Below are 21,801 nucleotides of genomic sequence, written 5' to 3' on the forward strand. Positions count from 1 at the left end.
TCTTCCGTTCAGGATTGGCGAGTTTGCTGGAAGAATTTGATGAAATCGAAATTTCATTCGAAGCCATCAACGGCGTCGATCTTCAGGCAAAAATTGGCAGGCATCCTGAGGTGCAGCTGGTGCTTATGGATATCAACATGCCTGTAATGGATGGTTTTGCTGCCACCAAATGGCTTAAAACCAATCATCCAGCCGTACACGTACTAGCGTTGAGCATGCTGGAGGAAGAAAAAGCCATTATTGGTATGCTTAAAGCCGGCGCCGGTGGTTACATGCTTAAAGAATCAACACCTTCCGATCTGTTAACTGCAATTAAGGTAACCGTTGATAAAGGTTTTTATGTAAACGAACTCGTTTCGGGCAGGCTTTTAGTAGCCCTGAAAGACACTGATGCCAAACCCATATTTTCGGCAAGGGAACTTATCTTTCTTCAACATTGCAGCACAGAACTCACTTACAAAGAAATTGCCGACCTTATGAATGTGAGTCCACGCACGGTTGACAACTATAGAGAATCTCTTTTTGCAAAATTAAATATTAAGTCACGCACAGGATTAGTGGTTTACGGCATCAAAAACAACTTGATCACCATTTAACAACCGCGTCCTAAATAAGCGTCAAACAGCTATAAAACAAATAAATAGACGCAAAACAACTACTTTTTCTTATCTGAACACCCCTTCTTAAACTGCAAAAATCAGCAGGAATTAAATTGTGAAATAATTTTCAAATAAAATTTGGATAACTAACGCATTAGTTTTAACTTTAGTTTAAGGTAAAGAAATTTACCATTATCCTTATTATTATTAAACTATTATGGAAATTAAAGATTTAACCAAAGCTGAAGAACAGATTATGCAGGTTTTATGGCAATTGGAAAAAGCATTCGTCAAAGAAGTTATTGATGAGCTCCCCCTCCCCAAACCTGCTTACAACACCGTATCAACCATCATCAGGATTTTGGAAACAAAAGGTTTTGTTGGTCACGAGGCCTTCGGTAAAGCACACCAGTATCTTCCTTTGGTAAGCCGCGAAGAATACAAGCGCCATGCAACCGAAAAACTATTGGGTAACTATTTCGAAAATTCGGTAGAGAGTATGTTCTCTTTCTTTGTTAAAGAAGAAAAGCTGGATTTAAGCGATGTTGATGAAATTTTAAAGATGATCAATAAAATAAAACATCAGCCAAAATGAGTTTTGCACACTACCTATTGCAAGTAAACTTATACTTAATTGTTTTTTACGCCTTTTATAAGTTACTGTTAGATAAAGAAACCTATTTCACGTTAAACCGCATTTATCTCATATCTGCGGGTGTTTTGTCGTTATGCATTCCGTTTATCCGCCTCGAGTGGCTAATAGAGCAAAAGGCGGCACAGCAGGTTTATACTACAGTTAACTGGGAAGCTGTATTGGAACAGGCCACAATGGTAACCGCACGCAACACCGGTTTTAACTGGGGCAATGTGTTTGTGTATATTTATTGTGCCGGTATTCTGTTTTTCTTGGCTAGGTTGGTGTATAACCTGTTAGCGGTTAAAAAACTCATCAGATCTAATAAAGCAGGCTCTGCCTTTGCTTTTTTTGGAAAAAAAATAATCGATCGGGAATTACCGCAAATGGATGTGATTGATATACACGAAGAAGCGCACGTTAAACAGTGGCATACTGTTGATGTGCTCTTTTTCGAAATTATTGGCATAATTACCTGGTTAAATCCGGTAATTTACCTCTATAAAAAAACCATCAAAAATATCCACGAGTACCTGGCCGACGAACTGGCGGCCGAATTTCAGGGCGACAAAGCAGAATATGCCATGTTATTATTGAGCAAATCGTTTGGGATCTCTCCAAATAGTTTAACCAATGGTTTCCTTGAAAAATCGCTGATCAAAAAAAGAATTTTCATGCTTCATAAAGAACGGTCTAAAAAAACCGCGATTATGAAGTATGGAATTTTTATTCCCCTGTTTGCACTGTTGATTGTATTTTCGTCAGCAACAGTACGTAAAAATGAAAAACTAATCTCCATTTCCGACCAGATCCCTTTGGATAAGCCCATCGAAATGGTGCAAGCTATCGTTACCGAAGAGCCCAAAGAAGATGTTCTAGCCTCAAACGTATCAGTGGATGGCAAAACAGATGCAAACTGGAAAGAATTTTACCAGTTCCTGGGCAGAAACATTAAATATCCGTTAGCTGCCAATAGCAATGGGGTTCAGGGAAATACTCAGATAAAATTTAATTTAAAAGGCGGTAGGGTAACGAATATTAATTCGAATGTGGCATTAGGTGCTGGATGTGATGAAGAAGTGATGAAAACCATTTTATCCTATAAAGGCTTTAAAAACGTTGCAGATGGCAAATATGCATTAAATGTAAGTTTCAGCATCCCCGAATCTCCTGAAGAGTATAAGAACAAATTGTTGCCAAAACCAATAGGATATGTAAATCTGAACAAAATTACCATCATATCTTATCTTCGTAAAAACACGGAAACCGGAGCGGTTAAATCAGAAAATATAGATAAAGTTTATGATTTCGTTTCGATTGAGAAACAACCAGAATTTCCGGGAGGAATCGCTAAATTTTATAAATATCTGGGTGGCAGCATCAAGTATCCAAAGATGGCACAGGACAATAATGTTCAGGGTAAAGTTTTCCTCAGTTTTGTTGTCGAAAAAGATGGTTCACTATCAGATATTCAGATTACGCGCGGTTTGGGCAGCGGTACAGATGAGGAGGCCATTAGGGTTTTAAAAGAATCGCCAAAATGGAACCCAGGCATCCAGAATGGCTTGCCGGTAAGGGTAAAATACAACATTAATGTCAATTTCACCCTTAGTGATGATGGAGGTAAAGAAAGTAAATTAACCACCATTCCCTCAACCCGTATTAAATTAAAAGATGCTGTTAATGGAGATCCACTTATCATTTTAGATGGGGTTAAATTGCCCGAAAATGCTGATTTAAGTGGCATTAATGCAAATAACATCGAATCAATTTCTGTTTTAAAAGACCAGAGCGCGATGAGTATTTATGGTTTAAGGGCTAAATCGGGTGCAGTTATTATTACAAGTAAAAACAAGAATAATATTTTCCGGAATCCCGATACAAAAGAGCTTTCGATTGATAAGGCCACGAGCATTTTAGATTATAAACGTAAATTCTAACCGATATGAAAAATTTCCTAACCTTTGCCATGTTAATGGGTGTTAGTTTAGCAGGTTTCGCCCAAAAGGCAGACAGCACTAAAACCACCAAAATTACACTTAGAGGAGTACCTGTAGGCGGTACCGAACCTTTAGTGGTAATTGACGGAAATAAACAATACATCAGGGGCGCATCAACGTTATCTGAGCTCAACCAGGATAATATCGAATCTATGAGCATTTTAAAAGACAGCCTGGCCATTTCTAAATATGGACCAGAGGGTTTTGCTGGTGTGATAGAGGTTAGAACAAAAAATAATCCATTGGCTAAGCCAAGCGCAATACCTGCTACAAAACAGTTTAACAAAGCCCCTTTAAAAGGAAAAGTAATTGGATTCAGCGCCCGTCCACAAACAACATCAGCAAAAGATGGCAATTCCAACTTCTCAGTTACCAAAAACGGGATTAAGATAAAAAACGGAAAAGAGACGCCATTATACATTATTGATGGAGAAGAAGCCACAGGAACAGAGAACATCGACAACAACGACATCGAACATGTTACTGTACTTAAAGATGCTTCGGGCATATCCGAATATGGAGAAAAGGGTAAAAACGGTGTAATTATAATTACTACCAAAAAGGCCAAGGCCTCGCCTAAGAAAAACTAAATAAGTTAACCTTTAATCAAAAAACAATGAGAAAGCTAATTATTTTGGCCCTAACGGCTACCGCTATGTTCTTTAATTCGGTACAAGCGCAGAACAATCCAGAAAAAGTTTACGATTTTGTATCAGTGCAGAAGCAACCTGCCTATCCGGGTGGCATTTCAAAATTTTATGATTACCTGGCCAAGGAAATGAAATATCCGGCAGCGGCAAAGAAGAACAAAACACAGGGTAAAGTATTTGCATCTTTCATTGTAGAAAAAGACGGTTCCTTAACAGATGTTCAGGTGATTAGGGGTTTGAGCAAAGAAACCGATGCAGAAGCGTTAAGGGTATTAAAAAACTCTCCAAAGTGGCAACCTGCACAGGATAAAGGAAAACCGGTACGTGTAAAATACAACATTGCAGTTAATTTTAGTATGGTGTAAAATTAACTGCTATCAATTGGCCTGAAAACACAAAACCCCAGCAAAAATTGCCGGGGTTTTATGTTTTCTCTCCTGTCTCGGAGCACTAAATTTAGAAAAATTTTAATGTATATGCAAATATTACAGAATAAAATTTCTATTTAGGCAATTTATTAATATGCCAACATAAGATTATTGCAACTTTCGCAAACTTTTATTTTGCTACACATTTTATACAAATAGTTTCGATCGAAACAATAATTGTTTCGTATGTTTTCAAAATCGGGATTTTTAGTTAAAATACTGATTGTAAAGAGGAAACAGGCAAGGCAAAATTCAGGAAAAAGATTATTCAAGTTAGCAGGGTTACTCTTGATCTTTAAATTGCCTTTTGTATTAAAGCGGCCGTCACCCTGAATTTATTTCAGGGTCTATACAGCAGGAAAGATGCTGATCCCGAATTTTCGGGGCAGCATGACGGGTTAGATCTAACCTGAGTATTTATAAAGCATTATTTTTTCCATAAACGATTATGAATTGCATGTTAAACAAAAAAGCCCCAAACTAGGTTTGAGGCTCAAGAATTCCGATAAATCGGAACGCACAGTATATCTTAAACGGTTTCTTCCGAAATGAATTTGGCAGAAGCGAAATCGCGGTTCATACGGGCAATGTTTTCCAATGAAATTCCCTTAGGGCACTCGGCTTCGCAGGCACCGGTATTGGTACAGTTACCAAAACCTTCGGCATCCATCTGCGCAACCATGCTCTGTACACGGCGGTAACGCTCAGGCTGACCTTGGGGTAATAAAGCCAATTGAGAAATCTTTGCCGATACGAACAACATGGCCGAAGCATTTTTACAGGTTGCCACACATGCACCGCAACCAATACAGGCAGCAGCCTCAAAAGCAGCATCAGCCTGCATTTTAGGGATCGGAAGGTTGTTTGCATCCTGGGCATTACCGGTGTTTACCGAAATAAAACCACCAGCAGCAATCACCCTGTCGAATGCAGAACGATCAACCGTTAAATCTTTTACTACCGGAAAAGCAGCCGCTCTCCATGGCTCAACCACAATGGTATCGCCATCTTTGAAAGAACGCATGTGCAACTGGCAGGTAGTAACCAGATCTTTTGGTCCGTGCGGACGGCCGTTGATAAACATTGAGCACATTCCGCAGATACCTTCGCGGCAATCGTGATCAAATACAACAGGCTCCTCACCTTTATTGATTAATTGTTCGTTCAATACATCGAACATCTCCAAAAAAGACATATCCGGTGAAATATCGGCCAATTTATAATCTACCAAAGCACCTTTGGCATTGTTATTTTTTTGACGCCAAACTTTTAGCGTTAAGTTCATATTTCCTGTACTCATTGTATCTCAGATTTGAGATTTGAGACATTAGATATGAGAATTGAGAATTTCCATCTCACATCTCACATCTCACATCCCACATCTTATTTATAACTTCTTTGTGCTACTTTAATATTTTCAAACTTCAGTTCTTCTTTGTGAAGTTCGAAGTTTACACCTTCTTTAAATTCCCAAGCGGCAACATAAGCGTAGTTTTCGTCATCACGCAATGCTTCACCCTCTTCTGTTTGATACTCTTCACGGAAGTGACCGCCGCAGCTTTCGTTACGGTTTAACGCATCGATACACATTAATTCGCCCAGTTCGATAAAATCGGCAACACGACCGGCTTTCTCCAACTCGGTATTTAACTCATCGGCTGTTCCAGGTACACGTACATCACTCCAGAACTCGTGGCGCAATGCCCTGATTTCTTCGATCGCTTCTTTTAAGCCTTTTTCGTTACGGGCCATACCACATTTTTCCCACATGATATTACCTAAACGCTTGTGGAAATGATCTACCGATTTGGTTCCTTTGATATTGATTAAAGTATTTAAAATACCAACAGCTCTTTCTTCGGCCTCAGCAAAAGCAGGATGATCAGTTGGGATTGCTTTTACCGAAATTTCTTTTGATAAATAAGCACCAATAGTGTAAGGAAGCACGAAATAACCATCGGCCAAGCCCTGCATCAATGCCGATGCACCCAAACGGTTTGCACCGTGATCGGAGAAGTTAGCCTCACCAGTACAATATAAGCCCGGTACAGATGTCATTAAGTTATAATCAACCCAAAGTCCGCCCATGGTGTAGTGAACCGCCGGGTAGATACGCATTGGTGTTTCGTAAGGATTTTCACCGGTAATCTGTGCGTACATATCGAACAGGTTACCATATTTCTCTTTAATCACTGCAGTACCCAAACGCATGCAGGTTTCTTTATCAGGATTATGGTTACCAGCTTTAGAGGCTTCGATTTTTCCGTAACGCTCGGTGTTTGCTTTAAAATCAAGATATACCGCAAGTTTAGAGGCACCTACACCATAACCAGCATCGCAACGCTCTTTAGCCGCACGTGAAGCCACATCACGTGGAACCAGGTTACCAAAAGCAGGATAACGGCGCTCTAAATAATAATCTCTTTCATCTTCAGGAATTTCTGAAGCTTTACGGTTATCATCTTTCTTTTTAGGAACCCAGATACGTCCATCGTTACGTAACGACTCCGACATCAGGGTAAGTTTTGACTGGTGATCGCCAGAAACCGGGATACAGGTTGGGTGGATTTGCGTATAACAAGGGTTTGCAAAATAAGCACCTTGTTTGTGCGCTTTCCAGGCCGCTGTAACGTTACTTCCCATGGCATTGGTAGAAAGATAGAATACGTTTCCGTAACCACCTGTTCCTAAAACCACAGCATGACCGAAGTGACGTTCGATTTCGCCTGTTATTAAGTTACGGGCAATAATACCACGTGCTTTGCCATCGATTTTAACAACCTCAAGCATTTCGTGGCGGGTATACATTTCTACTTTACCCATACCAATCTGGCGTTCTAAAGCAGAATATGCACCTAATAATAACTGCTGACCAGTTTGACCTGCTGCATAAAAGGTACGTTGAACCTGTGTACCACCGAATGAACGGTTATCCAACAAGCCGCCATACTCGCGTGCCAGAGGCACACCCTGCGCTACACACTGATCTATAATATTGGCACTAACCTCTGCCAAACGGTGTACGTTAGCTTCGCGTGCCCTGTAATCACCACCTTTAATGGTATCGTAAAATAAACGGTAAACGCTATCACCATCATTCTGATAGTTTTTAGCGGCATTGATACCACCCTGAGCAGCAATTGAGTGTGCCCTACGCGGTGAATCCTGAAAACAGAAACATTTAACTTTGTAACCCATTTCGGCCAAAGTAGCGGCTGCCGAAGCACCTGCCAAACCCGAACCTACAATAATTACCTCAATAGTTCTTTTGTTCGATGGGTTTACCAAAGGCACAGAAGACTTATATTTTGTCCATTTGCTGGTTAATTCGCCTTCTGGAATATTTGAATTAATATCTGACATATCTTTTGTGCTAAAAATTATTGAATAAGACCGAAATAAACTGCAATCGGCATGGCTGCGAAAAGGATCGAAATGATAATCGAATACCAAACGCCAGCTCCTTTAATAATACCATTATATTTTGAGTGGTTCCAGCCTAATGTTTGGAAAGCTGATGCAAAACCGTGTAACAGGTGATAGCATAAAGAGAACATAGCCAGAATATATACAACAACCCTTACCGGATCCTGAAATTTTTCTTTCATTACCGCATAAAGATCTTCATGTCCGTTGGCATCAACGGTTGGAATACCGGTAAAACGTGATACTACCCAGAAATCTTTTAGGTGAACCACCAAAAAGATTAATAAAAGCGTACCCAACAAACCCATAGAACGGCTATACCATTTGCTATTTGCTTTACCATCGTTTACAGCATATTTAACAGGACGTGCTTTTTGATTTTGCAACGTTAAACGTAACGCCTGAAAAATGTGCACAAGCAAACCAATAAACAACACAACCTCGCCTGCCCGTATAGCCCAGTTGGTGGCCATAAAGTGTGCGCCTATGTTGAATGTTAAACCACCGTCGCTAATAAAAATTAAAGCATTAATACCGCAGTGTACAATTAAAAAAAGTATCAGGAACAAACCTGTAATACCCATGATGAATTTCTTCCCTATTGATGAAGAAAATGCATTTCCGAAACCACTCATTTGATTAGGATTTATATCTAAATTTCTTGCAAAAGTATCTAATTATGAGTTTAATTTATAAACGATTATGACAAAACAACGATAAAACATTTATTTAGAAACATTCTAAAGCATATTCGGAAATAATTGAAAGATTGGGAGGTTATTTATGGTTTCGATATATGATTGACATAAGAGTTAATGTGTTAACCATCAAAAAAACTCCGTCATCTCGAGCGAAGTGAAACGTAGCCGAGAGATCTATCTCGAGCTAGATCTCTCCCTGCCCGTAGCAGGCGGGCATTTCACTGCGTTCCAGTCGAGATGACGAAACTTTGAAAACAACTAATCTTTTCGTTATACTGCATTACCAAACCAAAATCAATGAAAAAGTACCTCTACATTATCACGCTACTTGCCTGCTTATTTACAGCCTGCGATCCTAAACCTGCTGTATTTAACCTTCAAAGCAAAAACTTTGGCCCCAATGCAGTAATCTCTATCCAAAGTTCAGAAAACAATGAGACGTTAAAAGCCGAAAATATCACCAACGGCAATCAAACATTCAAAATCAACATTCCTAAAAAAGGTTATGCAATATTAACAACACAAGACGGCGAAAATAAAGAGGAATACTATTTTTACCTCGATAAGGGCAATTATAATGGTATCCTTGACGGGAAAAACACGAATACTTATCCATTAAAGAATGTTCCTACACCGGAAGGAGAAGAATTTATCGATTTTTATAAGTTGAAAGAAAATATGGGCAAAAGCCTGTTTGATAGTTTAGCCATCGTAGAGCACGAGCTCGATATCGCCACACCTGGAAATATTGCAGAAAAGGCAAAAAATGCCGACATATGGAGGGAGAAAAAAAATCAATCCGAACTGGGGAATATTCAAGCCTTCGCCAAAAAGCATCCGAAATCTGAGGCAACTATCTTTTTACTGGATAGGTTTGGCAGAGCAGATTCGGAGACTAAAAAATACCTGTCTATTTTTAAAAGTCTGGATCCGGATGTTCAGGAAAGTAAAAAAGGCAAAAAATTGCTAGCAGAAATTATGCAGGCCAACCAAATGATGGCCGGAAGCAAAATGCCAAACATTGAAGGGGAAACACCTGATGGAAAAAAGTTTGATCTAAGCGTATTAAAAAAGCTAAATCTCGTGATCTGTTGGGTTGCCTATAGCGGAAAAAGCAGAAAGAATAATCAGGTATTGGTTGATCTGTATGAAAAATATAAGCGGCAGAACGTAGAATTTATAGGTGTATCGTACGACAAAAACAAAGATAGCTGGGAAAAAATAATTAAAGCCGATAAACTTACCTGGCCTCAATATTCTGACCTGTTGGGGGCGAAATCGTCAAATGCAAAAAACCTGAGCAATTATGACGCAACTTATTTCTTTTTAGTGGATAAAAACGGCACTGTACTCAGCAATAACGACCTTTCGCTCGATTTTGTTGATAGTGAAATCAGCAAACATCTGGCCGGACGGGAATAAGCAAAACCTCGTTCCACAAAAAAAGTCCCGGTTTGCACCAGGACTTTTTACGATTTATGTGTTCGAGTTTTCTTAAGCTACTTTTACATTTACCGCGTTTAGGCCTTTTCTACCTTCTTCTACATCGTAGTTTACGGTATCATTCTCGCGAATGTTATCGATTAAGCCTGAAGCATGAACAAAAATTTCGGCATCACCATTAGATGGTACGATAAATCCGAAACCTTTAGTTTCATTAAAAAATTTTACTGTTCCTTGTTGCATTATATTGTATTTTAATTTGCACCAAAGATAGAGTTAAATACCTATAGATCAATTTTTTATTTTTTTTATTTAAATATCTGCTAAATATATTGACTATATGCCTTTTAGACGCTATTTAGCCGCACGGTTTACCCCATCTGTGCTCGACGTATCGCCCGGTTTTATCAATAATGCACGTTCAAAACTGCCCTTTGCCTCTGCTTTTCTGCCTGAAAAAAGCAAAGACCAGCCCAACATGTGATTACCATCATAATCAAACGGGTACAACGCGACAACTTTTGCAAAGTACTTCGATGCGGCAGCGTACTGCTTTCTGTTATAAATGATAATCCCTGCCCAATAGTTGGCCTGCGTGTTCTGCGGATCGATTTTAAGGATACTGCTATACTGCTCCAGTACCTTTTCCCAGTTACCTGAAAGGGATAACGGTTTTATTAAGCCAAATTTCGCTTCAACCGCATTCGGCCGGGCATTTATGGCCCTGTTATAATAATTTTGTGATGCGGTATAATTTTTTGCGAGATAATATAACCACCCGATGCGGAGATTGACTTCATAATTGTTTTCAGTATAAAAAGGCATTACATCACTAATAGCCTCGGTATAATTCTTTTTGCTCTCTTCGTTATAACTGTTCTGAAAAGCTTTTTGTAAAGCCGCATTGGTTTGTCCACTTACCTCCAAAACAGATAAGCCAAGCATTGCAAATACGGTAAATTGTTTTAAAAATTCCATGTAATGCCTCCGTTTATTGAGTGTTGTAAGTAGTTAAATTTAAATATATTATCGGATTTACGTTCAAATGTATAACTCAAACCTAAAAGTAGGTGGTGTTTTAACAAAAAATAACAATTTGCCCCGGCCTTAAACTTCGTTTTATCAAAGCCGTTATAAATATACAAAGCATCGGCCTCGGCATAATTGTATTGATTGCCCAAGGTAACCACGCCCTCCAGCCATAAATTGTGCATGGGCTTAACCCCAAACAACTGCTGGAAAACCAGGTTATTTTCTTGAAGCACATTAACCAGTGAAAAACGGCTGATGCTATAAAAATTTAAATTACCAGATATATATTTAACAAACTTTAAATCGTACTGCCTTGTTTTTTCATCGCCGATCTGCGATTGCACAAAATCTCCCTGTATGTCGCTACCATTACCTGCATATTTAATCCCTGCCAAAACAGCGTTGTTCTGATAAACCAACTGCCTCAAAGTCGATCGCATGTAATGATAGGCCCCGATAAAACTGATTCTTCTGAAAGGGGTAAAATTGAGCTTGGCGTAATACCCCGGCTGACTGATGTTATCGTTATGGATAGGTTGGTTATAATAAGAATAGGAGGCAGATAAATTAAGTTTATAGGCCAGCCTCATATCAATAAAAGCCCGGGAGAATGTCGAGTTTCCACGTTCATAAATATTGGTAAACTTTATTCCGCTTTCGGCACCAACATCGGTTAACTTAAAAGAACGGATTTTCTCCCCTTCTACCACATTACTATCTAAATGCGAAGCTAAGTAACCTGCATTTTCATCGCGGTTTAAATAGGCATTGCATAAATAAGCGTAATAAAGCGCAATCTGATTGTGTTTATCATGATCTAAAACTTTATTATACTGGGTTAACGCTTCAACATAATTCTCCCTTACAAAATTGGCATAAGCTATCCGCAAACGTAATAAAGGAAAATCTTCGCCATTATTTAATGCATTTTTTCCATAAGTAACCAGTTTTTGCCACTCAGAAGCATTAAAAAGTGCTAATGAGATACTGTCTGTTTTCTGATAAGAAGTTTGCGCTTTACCAATTGTTACCAAAACAATTAAAAGCAGCGCGGTTAAACCAAGCCTGTTTCCCATTTTACTTTTAATGTTTTGTTCTTATAAAGAAAATCTATGCTTTCTATTCCTTTATCATTAAGATGGATTTCGGCATTCAGCAAAACCTCATCATGGCCAAAAACCTGTTTTTTTGTTTCAATATTGATGGTCAAGCCGTCATTTTTAGGTTTGATATCGTTGGAATAGGTGTGTTGTGTAAAAATAAAAAACGGAGCAAACAGGTCCCGAAGCCAGAGTGAAGGTTTAAACCTTTCTGCATCCCTGGCGTAATAATCCTTAACCTGATGTGCCGAAAAATTGATCTTGTAAGCAGCCTGATAAAAAAGGAACAGAATTGACTTTCTATCACCATAAAATCTGGTAAAGTAGAACACGTTTGCATTGTTTACAAAATAAGCTACAGCCTGGTTTTCGCGACAGTAAAAATAAGTTGAGCCAAGGTTATCGGCAAACACTTCCCAGGTTTCTTTATTTCCCCGGTCATCTGTTACCAGATTGATATATCCAGGTTCAAAATGAAAAGCATTTTTTAAATAAGGATTGATTTCGGGCTTTTGAATGGTTTCGCCTTTTTTAGGGATTTCGAAAGATTTTAAGACCTGATTATTTTCCGACGCATAGTAGGCAAATGGATAAGAGAGGGTTTTAGAACCGATATACGGTGTAGATTGCACCTGAAAATGCAGATGCGGTTCTGGTGAACGACCGGAATTTCCACATAAACCGATAATATCGCCCTGTTTTACCAGATCACCAGCCTTCACTTTTATGCTGTTTTTCTTTAAATGAGAAACTTTACTATATAAATGTTCTGTATGCTTAACAACGATGGTATTTCCCCAATTCTGCTCCAGGTTAACCTGCCCGATAACGTTATCATCAATATGGTTGATCACTTCCTGAACAATCCCATCGCCGGCCGCCAAAACAGGTTTGTTAAAGCAATAATAATCTTCAGGTTTTATCCCCGGCAAATTATAACTTTTACCATCCATATCTTCGAGCACAAAATCGAGTGCATGCTGCCAGTCGCTTTTATGGGTAATTTCGCCCTGATAACCTTGCGAAACCGTCCACGCGCCCATAAATGGCAGGCTTAAGTTGAAATATTGAAAATCTTTAAGCCGCGCTTTTCCGCTTAAAAACTGATAGAAATTGGTTTCGGGCGAATAATTCTGAAATGTGGTAAGCTGTAGTTTCTGAGGGTTTTTCCTCAACATAAAAAAATAAAGCAAACCTATGGTGATTAAACAGAAAGGCATAGAAAACACGGGGAGATTATAAAATCCCAGCAACCTCGAAAGCGCATTTAATACCAAAAAAGTAAAAGGCATAACCACAATTGCCCATGCATAAGACCGCCATGACGGAATGAGGAAAAAGCCACCAATGGCGCAGCTCACCATCATAAAATTTGCACCCAGGTAATAATTGCTGATGCCATCTGGATAGGTTCCGGTGAGGTGGTTAACAAAACACGCTGTTACGAAACCGATCAGCAATAAACTAAAACCAATACGCGAATGGATAAAAACACCGATGCTAATTAATATTCCGGCTAATACACTGTTCTGAAATAACACGGCACTTACCGACCTGAAGAAAAGCAATACGTAAGCTGGTACATTTAAGTTGTCGAAAAAATGGCAAAGTTTGGTAAAATGAGATGGTGCACCGGTATTGAGCTCAAACAGTAACGAACTGCTTTTTTGCACTAATCCCATTCCCTGATAACCACTAGCTGCGATCAACACGAGCCAAAACGTGATAATAAATGGGATAGACAATGTTGGCAGGCCGTATTTACCCAAAAATGAAAGCAAATTAACACTTAACACTACACAAAGCAGGCATGCTGCCGATAACCATAGCCAAAAAGTAGAATTAAAACTAAAGAAAGTTCCAAAACCGATCCCCAGTAAAAGCGAATTAAAGGTATATAAACCGGTTTTAATGTCCTCTTTGTTGAAGCCTAAAGCACTTACCAATATCAATGATGCCAAAACACTGATCAACCCTGTAAGCCCAGCATTAAAATTGAACATGGAAACTATAAACAATAGCACACCCAAAATCTCATTCTTCGAAAAGAACAAAACCGCATAGCTGTTTAAAGCTGAACTGATGTAATATTGCAGGTGTTTTTTCAACTTCTATTGTCATTTCAAAGAAGTCAAGTTTTAAAAACTTGACTTCTTTATTAAGTATTCGGGCACTTCCTCCATCATTTCTAAATAGGCCAATGTTTCGGGTTTTCTGATCTGGTGGCTTTTTCCCTGCATATCGATTAAGACTACCGCTGGTCTCATATTGATAAACTGCATCCACTGGGTCATGTTATAGGCACCAACTTTATGCACCACTACCTGATCTCCGCGTTCCAAAAGTGGCAACGTAATGCTTTCGCGTACCACATCGATATTCATACACAGCGGACCGAATAAAACCGTTTCTTCGGTATATTGACCAGCTTCTTTAGCCACGCTGATTTTATGGTCGTACCAATTGGAAGTGAATAAAATATTAATACCAAAATCGAGAATGGTTGCCCGCCTGCCATCGCTTAGGCGTTTATTGGCCAGTACACTTCCGATTAGATAACCGGCATCATCAATAAGCACTCTCCCACTTTCTAAAATCAACAGCGGAAGTTCATCCGCAGCAAAACCAAAATTTAAAATGGTACCGGTAATGGCTTCTGCAAAATCTTCTACAGATGGAACGGTATCAACCCCTGGCAGGTAAGCCCCTTTTAACGTATTGATTGAAGGAAAACCTCCGCCTAAATCTAAATATTGAACAGGGTTTTGCAATTCTGTTTTGCAGCGCATGGCCAGATCGCAAAGTTTTGTTGCAGCTACCGAATAAGCAGTGGTTGATAACATAAAAGTACCGATATGGCAATGCAACCCCACTAACTCTAAATGTTCTGCCGCAACAATTTTGTTTATCGCTGCCCAGGCCTGACCATTTTCGTAATTAAAGCCAAAGCGATCCCATATGGGATAAACGCCGGTATCGAAATTAACCCTAATGGCAACTTTCGCTTTTTTATTGATGCGTTTGCAGACATCGATCAATAAATAAAGTTCATCATAATGATCGATATGGATCAACGAGTGGTTTTCTATAGCAAGAATTAAATCGGCCTCTTTTTTATCCGGTCCGTTAAAGATAATCTGATTACCAGACACGCCATTACCCAAGGCTTTATGGTATTCGAAACCCGAAACTACTTCTGCCCAGCTCCCTTCCTGATGAAAAATTCTGCAAACCGCATTTAAATAATTGGTTTTATAACTCCAGGCAAACTGAACTTTTGGATAACGTGTTTTAAACGAACGCACCGCAGCCTGATAATTACGCCTGATCTGCTTCTCTGATAATACAAAAACCGGCGAGCCATATTGCTCCACCAAACTCTTAACCGGAACACCATCAATCGCTTCAACAGGATCGAAATCAGTGCGGGTACCAAACTTGTTCATCAGTCCGGTATTCATTTTCCTTATGGTTGGTCGTTCGTATTTTTGTTTCATTGTTTTAGCGTTAATTTGTGTAGTATCAAGTGGTGAGTAGCGAGTATCAAGATGTCAGTATCAAGAGATAAGTATCGAGTATCAAGACAAGCTTTTCTCGCGATAGTCACCTTACACCCTAAACCTTATGCCTTATACCTTTCTTAAAGTTCGCCGAAGGCCGATAGCTTCTGGAATTCTTCTACATCAACAATATTATCCCAGGCATAACGAATAAACATTTTACCTGCTTTATAAGTATTCATTTCATCTGTTGCTTTGCCCAAAGCCAGATCTACCAAAGCTTTTGGCTGGTTCTGTCCGGCGGCAACCGTTAAGTACACCCAGGCCGGGAAGCGTGGATTAACCTCCATAATGAACAAGTCTCCATTCTCTTCCCTCATAATTTCGAGTTCGAAACCGCCTTTCCAGTTGGTGGCTTTTACAAAATCTTTTGCCAGGGTAATCAATTTTTCATCTTCGATGGTAATTCCTGCCCAGGCTTTGCCCTTATCCGTAATATAAAGTTTACGCATCGGGATTACACTGATGGCATTCCCCTTTCCATCGCCCAAACCTGCTATATTAATTTCGGTTCCTTTTATAAATTTCTGCAGGATAATGGGCAAACCCCATTTGGCATGCAGTTTATGAAAGGCCTTGTGCGCATCGGCAATGTTAAGCGTGGTATGCGCCTCGTAAAATTTGCCTTTTACCATTAATGGAAAACCAAAGTTATTGGCAATAGCATCTATTTCCAAAGCTGTAAAAACCACTTCATCGGCAGGTATATTAAATCCGTGCTCCACTCCAAATCTCCTTAGATTAACTTTATCCCTTTGCGCCAGCTGCTGGTGCGATGGCAGAAAGCTATGGATTCCCATTTGCAGTAAATCAGGTTCTATTTTTATAAAATTATAAAGTTCGGCATCGAAATTCGGGATCAGCACGTCAATCTTTTCGATCTCCTGAATCTGTTTTATACGTTCTCTTAAAGCGTCGGTTCCGGCGGTTGGATAAGGTATCCGATAGGTTTTATCTACCTGATCTCTTAAATAAATTGCCGGCTCCAAAGTTTCGTAAGCTAAACCGATTATCCGTAGATTTTCTCCAAAACCGGCACGCAATGCACGTATCACCGCCAGCCCAGGGCCCGGATTATCATTTGCATTTAAACCTGTAACCGCAATGGTCAGGTTTTCGCTTTTATTTAGATTGGGAGAAACGTACATGATTAGTTTTTATTTTTTCGGTTACAAATCTAACAGATTCGCTTCCTTTAACTGCAACATATAATCATCCCAATCTCTCTCCAGCTGGTTCAATTCTACATCGTAATGTTCCAATATTTTCTTTTTGATCTCCATTTCGCTTTCCCCTGATTTCATGTAACCCAGAATTTCGGCAGCAATGGCATTACTGGTAAATGAATCACCTGTGGCAGGATTGAAAATAAATCCGTTTTCGCTGGTGGCAATATTCGCTTTTAACTTCATATTCCTTTTTGTTGATTAATGAAACCACTATAAGCATCACCTACAGGCAGTTCGGCATTGTTCAGGTTGACCTTTCTGTTGTGTATCGATTTTATTTTGGCCAGGGCTGCAATAAAACTCCGGTGTATACGCGCAAACTGATCTTCGGGCAATTTTTCCAGAACTTTTTTCATGGTCATTAAGGTCAGAATCGGTTTTTCGCTGTTACTGAGGTAAATTTTGAGGTAATCGCCCATACTTTCGATATATTCGATATCACGGAGCAATATTTTGATCATTTTGTACTCCGAATACACATAAATACTTTCGTCGTTGGTATTTTCCTGGGTGGCATTTTTGTATTTATAATAATCGACAGCTTTTTCTACGGCAGCGGTAAAACGGTTAAAATCTATCGGCTTCAGCAGGTAATCAATGGCCTGAAGCTCATAACTTTCGAAAGCATAATTGCGGTAAGCCGTGGTAAAAATAATCATCGGTGAGTTTACGAGGCTCCGCACCAATTCTACACCGGTAATATCGGGCATGTTAACATCTACAAAAAGCAGGTCGACAGGCGTTTGTTTCAGGTATTCGGCACCCGAAAGTGCATCTTCAAAAACCTGTACCAATTGAAGATCAGGGAAACGGGATACATATGTTTTGATGAGTTCGAGTGCTAATGGCTCATCATCAATAGCTACACATTTTAAGGCCATATCAATCTGTTAATTTAGCAATCTACACAAAGTTTAACGGCAAACATACCGTCGGTATTCACAATATCCAGGTGGTGCTGTTGAGGATAAAGATGCGATAACCTTTGGCGGGTATTCGCAATTCCAATTCCCGAGCGCTCCAGATTAGACTTATGGTTATAAATTTTATTCTGGCACGAAAAATCAATCCGCTCGGCATCAATACTCAAATTGATGTTGATTACTGTTTTTTCTTTTTTGGTTACACCATATTTAAAGGCATTTTCGATGAATGTCATGAAAATTAATGGTGCAATTTTTTTTCCATCGGGTTTCCCCTGCACATTAAAGTTGATTTCGGCATCGGCACCCAGCCTTAACCTTTGCAGTTCGATATAATCGCGTACGCAATCAATTTCATCTTTCAGCATCACAAAATCCTGCGTTACATCGTCCGTAACATAGCGCATAATGTTTGAAAGTTTCATGATACTTTCTGAGGTATGCTTGCTATTAATAATAGATTGGGTGTAAATATTATTCAGGGTATTAAACAAAAAATGGGGATTGATTTGCGCTTTTAGGAAAGAAAGTTCGGCAGTTGCTTTTTCGGCCTCAGCCTTTACCACTTTCGATTCGGCCGTTTGCCAGCGCTGTACAGTGCTGGTGGCAATACTCAAACCCATAATCATAAAAAAAATAAAAAGACTGATCACATCGATATTCATGGGCTGGTGCAGATCCAAAATCCCATCGGGCTTTTTTAAATTCGGATCCTGCATCCTTAAATCTTCATTTGGCAGCGGGCCGAAAGGCATTTCTACATTAGGTCCAACATCAGGATCTTTTCCCGGTTGCAGCGATTGGTTTAAACCTTTCGGCTGTTTATTTGGCGGGCCATTTAAGGCAGCCATTACACTTTTGTTATGGCCCAGTAAATTATCATAAGGTTGTGCATAATACACAAAACTGAAAAGTAACAGCACTGCAGCGATGTAGATGACATACCTTTTTTTAAACATCAGTCGCGGCACCAAAACCAGCGCATTAAAGTAAAACATGAGCATGTAAGTGCCGCAGAAAAGCCAGTAATAAGGCGATGCAAGCAATAAAAAACTACTTTGCCCTGATTGTTCGTTATTGATAAACAATAGCGGAAAAGTGAGGAACAAAAGCCAACCAGCCACATGTATAATGAAAGTTGGGGTTTTAAATTGTTGCATGCTACAAATTAATGATATTTTTTCTGGCTATCTGATCAAAAACGGAGGCTAAATTTAGCTATAAACCAGGCTTTCGTGCTGTTGATAATTTACCATTAGGTTTTCGGTAATTTTAATCATTAAAGTTTCCTCTTCATTACCACTATAGCTTAAAATCAATAAATCGCCAATGATTTCGTGCAGGATCAATTTTGGGCTGGTGTAGGTAATCGAAACAACGTGCGCAGCTTTATTCAGCAGATCGGAATCACAGATGTTCAATTCGGCCCAATCAAAAAGCATCGGGCGATCTTCGAGATCGTTTAATACCGGCATTTTATTTTCCAGCGCAGTGATATTGTTCATTACTGCATATTGTAATTTCTGGTGTAAAGCATTGGCTTTTCCATTGGCCTGTTGCATTTGCGAAAAGGTATGGAGGTGCTGACCTAAACTGTATATTTTAGATTTTTTTTGAAATTCTTTGTAGGTATCGTGGAATATCCGTCTTTCAAAATCGGTTCTGCACATGAAATTGAAATATTGTTTTACGCTAAGGTTGATGTGAGCTAGAGCCATAATATTCGGTTTTGTTGCTGATTCAAATATGGAACAATAAAAAAAATTAATTTATAAAGTATCGGTAAACACTGATTATCAATCGGTAAATGGCGAAACTAATTCTTGATTATGAAAAACGGATGAATATTACTTTGCGTATAAAAAACAGCGCTGGGTAACACCGATTTAAGGATTTTTAACAATTCGGTTTGTTATTAGACCAAAGAAGTCAAGTTTTAACCTTTAACCGTAAAGTTTACGGAGAAACCCTTCGACTACGCTCAGGGTGACAAGGAGGGCGCGAAGCTAGGTATGTGGCAGATTCCATCATCCATTTTACATTTTCCATCATTTTAACCACTGAGTCCACAAAGTGGAGGCACAGAGAACATTGTGTTGGGCTCATATCCCGTTATTAACAGGCAATCACCCTCCCCGGCGGTCGTCATCCTGAATTTATTTCAGGATCTATCTAACAACCTGATTTCTATTAATAACATATTAAATTAAAGATCCTTCCTTATATCCGATAGCTATCTAAAAGGATGACGAACGATAAAAAATCTCCGTGTTAATCCGTGGCCAAAAACATCTTGCGATGGTTTTGTGGGGACACAAACCATGACGTTCATTTTTTTAAAAACAGTTTAATGGCCGGCAGGTTATTTATATACAAAACATTTATAACCAAAATCTTTAATGATATGGAAACGAGAAACAACCATGGCTTGATACAGGCCTTATTAGATTGTGCTTTAGCATGCGAACATTGTGCGTCATCATGCTTAAAAGAGGAAGATATTAATATGATGATCGATTGCATTAAACTCGACAGGGATTGTGCGGATATTTGTACCCAGGCAGCGAGGTTGTTGCAGCGCGATTCTGTTATTGCACGCCAATATTTATTGCTCTGTGAAGAAATATGCAGGCTTTGTGCAGCAGAATGTGGCAAACACGATCATGAGCATTGCAGACAATGTGCTGTGGCCTGCGAGGAATGCGCAGAAGCTTGTCATGCGAACCACGAACCGATTAATCAGGATTAAAAAAAGAAAGCCTCCCGATGTAAAATCGGGAGGCTTTCCTAAAATATTTATTCCAATTAATTACTGTGCAGGGAAACTGTAGTTATACGAGCCTTGCGCACCAACACCAGAAATACTCACCATGTTGTTTCTGCCTAATGGTAATGCTTTTTGAACATCAGCCACAGAATTTACCGGTTGTCCGTTTACTTTGGTGATAATTAAACCTTTTTCTACACCAATGTTATCGAAAGCTTTTCCGGTGGTTACCGAAGTTACCACAACGCCACTGTTAATGCCATATTTCGATTTTTGTGCCTGGCTGGCCGGAGCAAAAGTTGCACCCAATTTACTTACTTCAACACTTTTAGCGGCATTGTTATTAGCAGTTAAACCAACACTTGCCTCGCCTTTAAGGGTAACGGTATAATCTTTTAAAGCACCATCGCGCAATACGGTCAATTTAACTTTATCGCCCGGGTTTAAACGGCCTACCCTTTCCTGAAGATCAGGTGAATCATTAATGACTACGCCATCAACTTTTTTAATTACATCGCCCGATTTGATACCTGCAGCAGCAGCACCGCCACCCGCAACAACGTCGTTTACATATAAACCACTGATTTCGTTGGTTTTAATACCCTCTGGTTTTTCTTCACCACTTAAAGGCACAAAATTAACACCAATGTAACCACGTTTAACCGAACCATATTTCATAAAATCGTCAACAATTTTACGGGCAAGGTTAACTGGGATCGCAAATCCATAACCCTGGTTATAACCGCTTTGCGAAGCAATTGCAGAGTTGATACCAACCAGTTCGCCATTTGCATTTACCAATGCACCACCGCTGTTACCCGGGTTAATAGCAGCATCGGTTTGGATGAACGATTCGATACTGGTATTTGCCGGACGATCTGGTCTTTTACCGGTACGCTGGTATTCGCGGTATTCTTCTTCGGTAATCTCGTTGCCCTGTTGCTCGCGACCGATAATACCGATACTACGGTTTTTCGCACTAACAATACCAGCAGTTACAGTTGTATTTAAATCTAAAGGGAAACCAACAGCCAAAACCCACTCTCCTACCTGAACATTATCTGAGTTACCCATTTTTACAACCGGCAAACCAGTTGCATTTACTTTAATTAAAGCTAAATCTGTATTCGGGTCGCGGCCGATTACTTTTGCTTCCACTTTACGTCTGTCGGTTAACACCACCTCTACCTTCTCTGCATTTTCTACCACGTGGTTATTGGTAACGATATAACCATCCTGACTGATAATTACACCAGAACCTGAAGCTGCCCTTGGCTGACGTTGCATCTGGCGGCCACCGCCGCCGAAG

Annotated in this window: 21 protein-coding genes; 7 read left to right on the plus strand and 14 right to left on the minus strand. The window is 39.5% G+C overall.

Translation table 11 applies throughout. The features are described 5' to 3' along the window. The 5 genes from B2V92_RS05605 to B2V92_RS05625 form a co-directional block, all read left to right on the plus strand. Positions 1–596, plus strand: a 596-nt coding sequence (locus B2V92_RS05605) for a response regulator transcription factor (protein ID WP_293305539.1), incomplete at its 5' end; no start/stop codon positions are given. 220 nt (positions 597–816) lie between these two features. Then, on the plus strand, positions 817–1,194 hold the full coding sequence (locus tag B2V92_RS05610) for a BlaI/MecI/CopY family transcriptional regulator (protein ID WP_113949025.1): 378 nt from the start codon (positions 817–819) through the stop codon (positions 1,192–1,194). Next, positions 1,191–3,173 (plus strand): M56 family metallopeptidase, encoded by a 1,983-nt coding sequence (locus tag B2V92_RS05615; protein WP_293305545.1) that lies wholly within the window; start codon positions 1,191–1,193, stop codon positions 3,171–3,173. Before B2V92_RS05610 ends, B2V92_RS05615 begins: the two co-directional genes overlap by 4 nt. 5 nt (positions 3,174–3,178) lie before the next feature. Beyond that, the gene (locus B2V92_RS05620; RefSeq protein WP_293305547.1) at positions 3,179–3,823 is read left to right on the plus strand and encodes a TonB-dependent receptor plug domain-containing protein; all 645 of its coding nucleotides are present in this window, start codon (positions 3,179–3,181) and stop codon (positions 3,821–3,823) included. Positions 3,824–3,849: 26 nt separating this feature from the next. Then, entirely contained in the window at positions 3,850–4,248 is a 399-nt protein-coding gene (locus B2V92_RS05625) for an energy transducer TonB (protein WP_293305550.1), read from the plus strand. A gap of 592 nt (positions 4,249–4,840) precedes the next feature. Here the strand turns inward: B2V92_RS05625 and B2V92_RS05630 are convergent. From B2V92_RS05630 to B2V92_RS05640, 3 genes are all read right to left on the minus strand, one after another. Continuing rightward, complete coding sequence (locus B2V92_RS05630) at positions 4,841–5,611, minus strand: succinate dehydrogenase/fumarate reductase iron-sulfur subunit (RefSeq protein WP_029278232.1); 771 nt, start codon at positions 5,609–5,611, stop codon at positions 4,841–4,843. An 83-nt stretch (positions 5,612–5,694) separates the two neighbouring features. After that, positions 5,695–7,674, minus strand: coding sequence for a fumarate reductase/succinate dehydrogenase flavoprotein subunit (locus tag B2V92_RS05635; protein WP_293305559.1), 1,980 nt, complete (start codon positions 7,672–7,674; stop codon positions 5,695–5,697). Positions 7,675–7,691: 17 nt separating this feature from the next. Next, the gene (locus B2V92_RS05640; RefSeq protein ID WP_293305561.1) at positions 7,692–8,372 is read right to left on the minus strand and encodes a succinate dehydrogenase cytochrome b subunit; all 681 of its coding nucleotides are present in this window, start codon (positions 8,370–8,372) and stop codon (positions 7,692–7,694) included. A 363-nt stretch (positions 8,373–8,735) separates the two neighbouring features. Here B2V92_RS05640 and B2V92_RS05645 point away from each other — a divergent pair, with 363 nt between their 5' ends. Further along, positions 8,736–9,860, plus strand: a complete 1,125-nt coding sequence (locus tag B2V92_RS05645) for a peroxiredoxin family protein (protein ID WP_293305563.1) — start codon at positions 8,736–8,738, stop codon at positions 9,858–9,860. A 72-nt stretch (positions 9,861–9,932) separates the two neighbouring features. Here the strand turns inward: B2V92_RS05645 and B2V92_RS05650 are convergent, their stop codons facing one another. The 10 genes from B2V92_RS05650 to B2V92_RS05695 form a co-directional block, all read right to left on the minus strand. Continuing rightward, a complete protein-coding gene (locus B2V92_RS05650; RefSeq protein WP_113949032.1) occupies positions 9,933–10,124 on the minus strand; it encodes a cold-shock protein in 192 nt (63 codons plus the stop codon). A 111-nt stretch (positions 10,125–10,235) separates the two neighbouring features. Then, a complete protein-coding gene (locus tag B2V92_RS05655; protein WP_293305567.1) occupies positions 10,236–10,859 on the minus strand; it encodes a tetratricopeptide repeat protein in 624 nt (207 codons plus the stop codon). Next, positions 10,847–11,989 (minus strand): hypothetical protein, encoded by a 1,143-nt coding sequence (locus B2V92_RS05660; protein ID WP_293305569.1) that lies wholly within the window; start codon positions 11,987–11,989, stop codon positions 10,847–10,849. The genes B2V92_RS05655 and B2V92_RS05660 overlap by 13 nt, the downstream gene beginning before the upstream one ends. Next, complete coding sequence (locus B2V92_RS05665; RefSeq protein ID WP_293305572.1) at positions 11,968–14,121, minus strand: urea transporter; 2,154 nt, start codon at positions 14,119–14,121, stop codon at positions 11,968–11,970. Before B2V92_RS05665 ends, B2V92_RS05660 begins: the two co-directional genes overlap by 22 nt. Positions 14,122–14,151: 30 nt before the next feature. Beyond that, the gene (locus B2V92_RS05670; protein WP_293305574.1) at positions 14,152–15,510 is read right to left on the minus strand and encodes a hypothetical protein; all 1,359 of its coding nucleotides are present in this window, start codon (positions 15,508–15,510) and stop codon (positions 14,152–14,154) included. Positions 15,511–15,653: 143 nt separating this feature from the next. After that, positions 15,654–16,721 carry an ATP-grasp domain-containing protein gene (locus tag B2V92_RS05675; RefSeq protein WP_293305577.1) on the minus strand — a complete coding sequence of 356 codons (1,068 nt, stop codon included), beginning with the start codon at positions 16,719–16,721 and terminating at the stop codon, positions 15,654–15,656. A 21-nt stretch (positions 16,722–16,742) separates the two neighbouring features. Further along, positions 16,743–16,985: a PqqD family protein gene (locus B2V92_RS05680; protein WP_293305580.1), complete on the minus strand. Its 243-nt coding sequence runs from the start codon at positions 16,983–16,985 to the stop codon at positions 16,743–16,745. Beyond that, positions 16,982–17,683 carry a LytR/AlgR family response regulator transcription factor gene (locus B2V92_RS05685; protein WP_293305583.1) on the minus strand — a complete coding sequence of 234 codons (702 nt, stop codon included), beginning with the start codon at positions 17,681–17,683 and terminating at the stop codon, positions 16,982–16,984. Before B2V92_RS05685 ends, B2V92_RS05680 begins: the two co-directional genes overlap by 4 nt. 14 nt (positions 17,684–17,697) lie before the next feature. Continuing rightward, the gene (locus B2V92_RS05690) at positions 17,698–18,885 is read right to left on the minus strand and encodes a sensor histidine kinase (protein WP_293305585.1); all 1,188 of its coding nucleotides are present in this window, start codon (positions 18,883–18,885) and stop codon (positions 17,698–17,700) included. Between the two features lie 54 nt (positions 18,886–18,939). Further along, on the minus strand, positions 18,940–19,443 hold the full coding sequence (locus B2V92_RS05695; protein WP_293305588.1) for a hypothetical protein: 504 nt from the start codon (positions 19,441–19,443) through the stop codon (positions 18,940–18,942). Between the two features lie 686 nt (positions 19,444–20,129). Here B2V92_RS05695 and B2V92_RS05700 point away from each other — a divergent pair. Then, positions 20,130–20,474 carry a four-helix bundle copper-binding protein gene (locus B2V92_RS05700; protein WP_293305590.1) on the plus strand — a complete coding sequence of 115 codons (345 nt, stop codon included), beginning with the start codon at positions 20,130–20,132 and terminating at the stop codon, positions 20,472–20,474. 60 nt (positions 20,475–20,534) lie between these two features. On the opposite strand, the gene B2V92_RS05705 is transcribed toward B2V92_RS05700, so the two are convergent. Further along, positions 20,535–21,801: trypsin-like peptidase domain-containing protein (locus B2V92_RS05705; protein ID WP_293305592.1), on the minus strand; the 1,267-nt coding region annotated here is incomplete at its 5' end.

The sequence above is a fragment of the Pedobacter sp. UBA5917 genome (assembly GCF_002432345.1).
Classification (GTDB): domain Bacteria; phylum Bacteroidota; class Bacteroidia; order Sphingobacteriales; family Sphingobacteriaceae; genus Pedobacter.

What these genes read in the sequence shown, in the direction of transcription:
- B2V92_RS05610 (WP_113949025.1), top strand. Translation starts at nt 817, where the DNA reads ATGGAAATTAAAGATTTAACCAAAGCTGAAGAACAGATTATGCAGGTT.
- B2V92_RS05615 (WP_293305545.1), top strand. Translation starts at nt 1,191, where the DNA reads ATGAGTTTTGCACACTACCTATTGCAAGTAAACTTATACTTAATTGTT.
- B2V92_RS05620 (WP_293305547.1), top strand. Translation starts at nt 3,179, where the DNA reads ATGAAAAATTTCCTAACCTTTGCCATGTTAATGGGTGTTAGTTTAGCA.
- B2V92_RS05625 (WP_293305550.1), top strand. Translation starts at nt 3,850, where the DNA reads ATGAGAAAGCTAATTATTTTGGCCCTAACGGCTACCGCTATGTTCTTT.
- B2V92_RS05630 (WP_029278232.1), bottom strand. Translation starts at nt 5,611, where the DNA reads ATGAGTACAGGAAATATGAACTTAACGCTAAAAGTTTGGCGTCAAAAA.
- B2V92_RS05635 (WP_293305559.1), bottom strand. Translation starts at nt 7,674, where the DNA reads ATGTCAGATATTAATTCAAATATTCCAGAAGGCGAATTAACCAGCAAA.
- B2V92_RS05640 (WP_293305561.1), bottom strand. Translation starts at nt 8,372, where the DNA reads ATGAGTGGTTTCGGAAATGCATTTTCTTCATCAATAGGGAAGAAATTC.
- B2V92_RS05645 (WP_293305563.1), top strand. Translation starts at nt 8,736, where the DNA reads ATGAAAAAGTACCTCTACATTATCACGCTACTTGCCTGCTTATTTACA.
- B2V92_RS05650 (WP_113949032.1), bottom strand. Translation starts at nt 10,124, where the DNA reads ATGCAACAAGGAACAGTAAAATTTTTTAATGAAACTAAAGGTTTCGGA.
- B2V92_RS05655 (WP_293305567.1), bottom strand. Translation starts at nt 10,859, where the DNA reads ATGGAATTTTTAAAACAATTTACCGTATTTGCAATGCTTGGCTTATCT.
- B2V92_RS05660 (WP_293305569.1), bottom strand. Translation starts at nt 11,989, where the DNA reads ATGGGAAACAGGCTTGGTTTAACCGCGCTGCTTTTAATTGTTTTGGTA.
- B2V92_RS05670 (WP_293305574.1), bottom strand. Translation starts at nt 15,510, where the DNA reads ATGAAACAAAAATACGAACGACCAACCATAAGGAAAATGAATACCGGA.
- B2V92_RS05675 (WP_293305577.1), bottom strand. Translation starts at nt 16,721, where the DNA reads ATGTACGTTTCTCCCAATCTAAATAAAAGCGAAAACCTGACCATTGCG.
- B2V92_RS05680 (WP_293305580.1), bottom strand. Translation starts at nt 16,985, where the DNA reads ATGAAGTTAAAAGCGAATATTGCCACCAGCGAAAACGGATTTATTTTC.
- B2V92_RS05685 (WP_293305583.1), bottom strand. Translation starts at nt 17,683, where the DNA reads ATGGCCTTAAAATGTGTAGCTATTGATGATGAGCCATTAGCACTCGAA.
- B2V92_RS05690 (WP_293305585.1), bottom strand. Translation starts at nt 18,885, where the DNA reads ATGCAACAATTTAAAACCCCAACTTTCATTATACATGTGGCTGGTTGG.
- B2V92_RS05695 (WP_293305588.1), bottom strand. Translation starts at nt 19,443, where the DNA reads ATGGCTCTAGCTCACATCAACCTTAGCGTAAAACAATATTTCAATTTC.
- B2V92_RS05700 (WP_293305590.1), top strand. Translation starts at nt 20,130, where the DNA reads ATGGAAACGAGAAACAACCATGGCTTGATACAGGCCTTATTAGATTGT.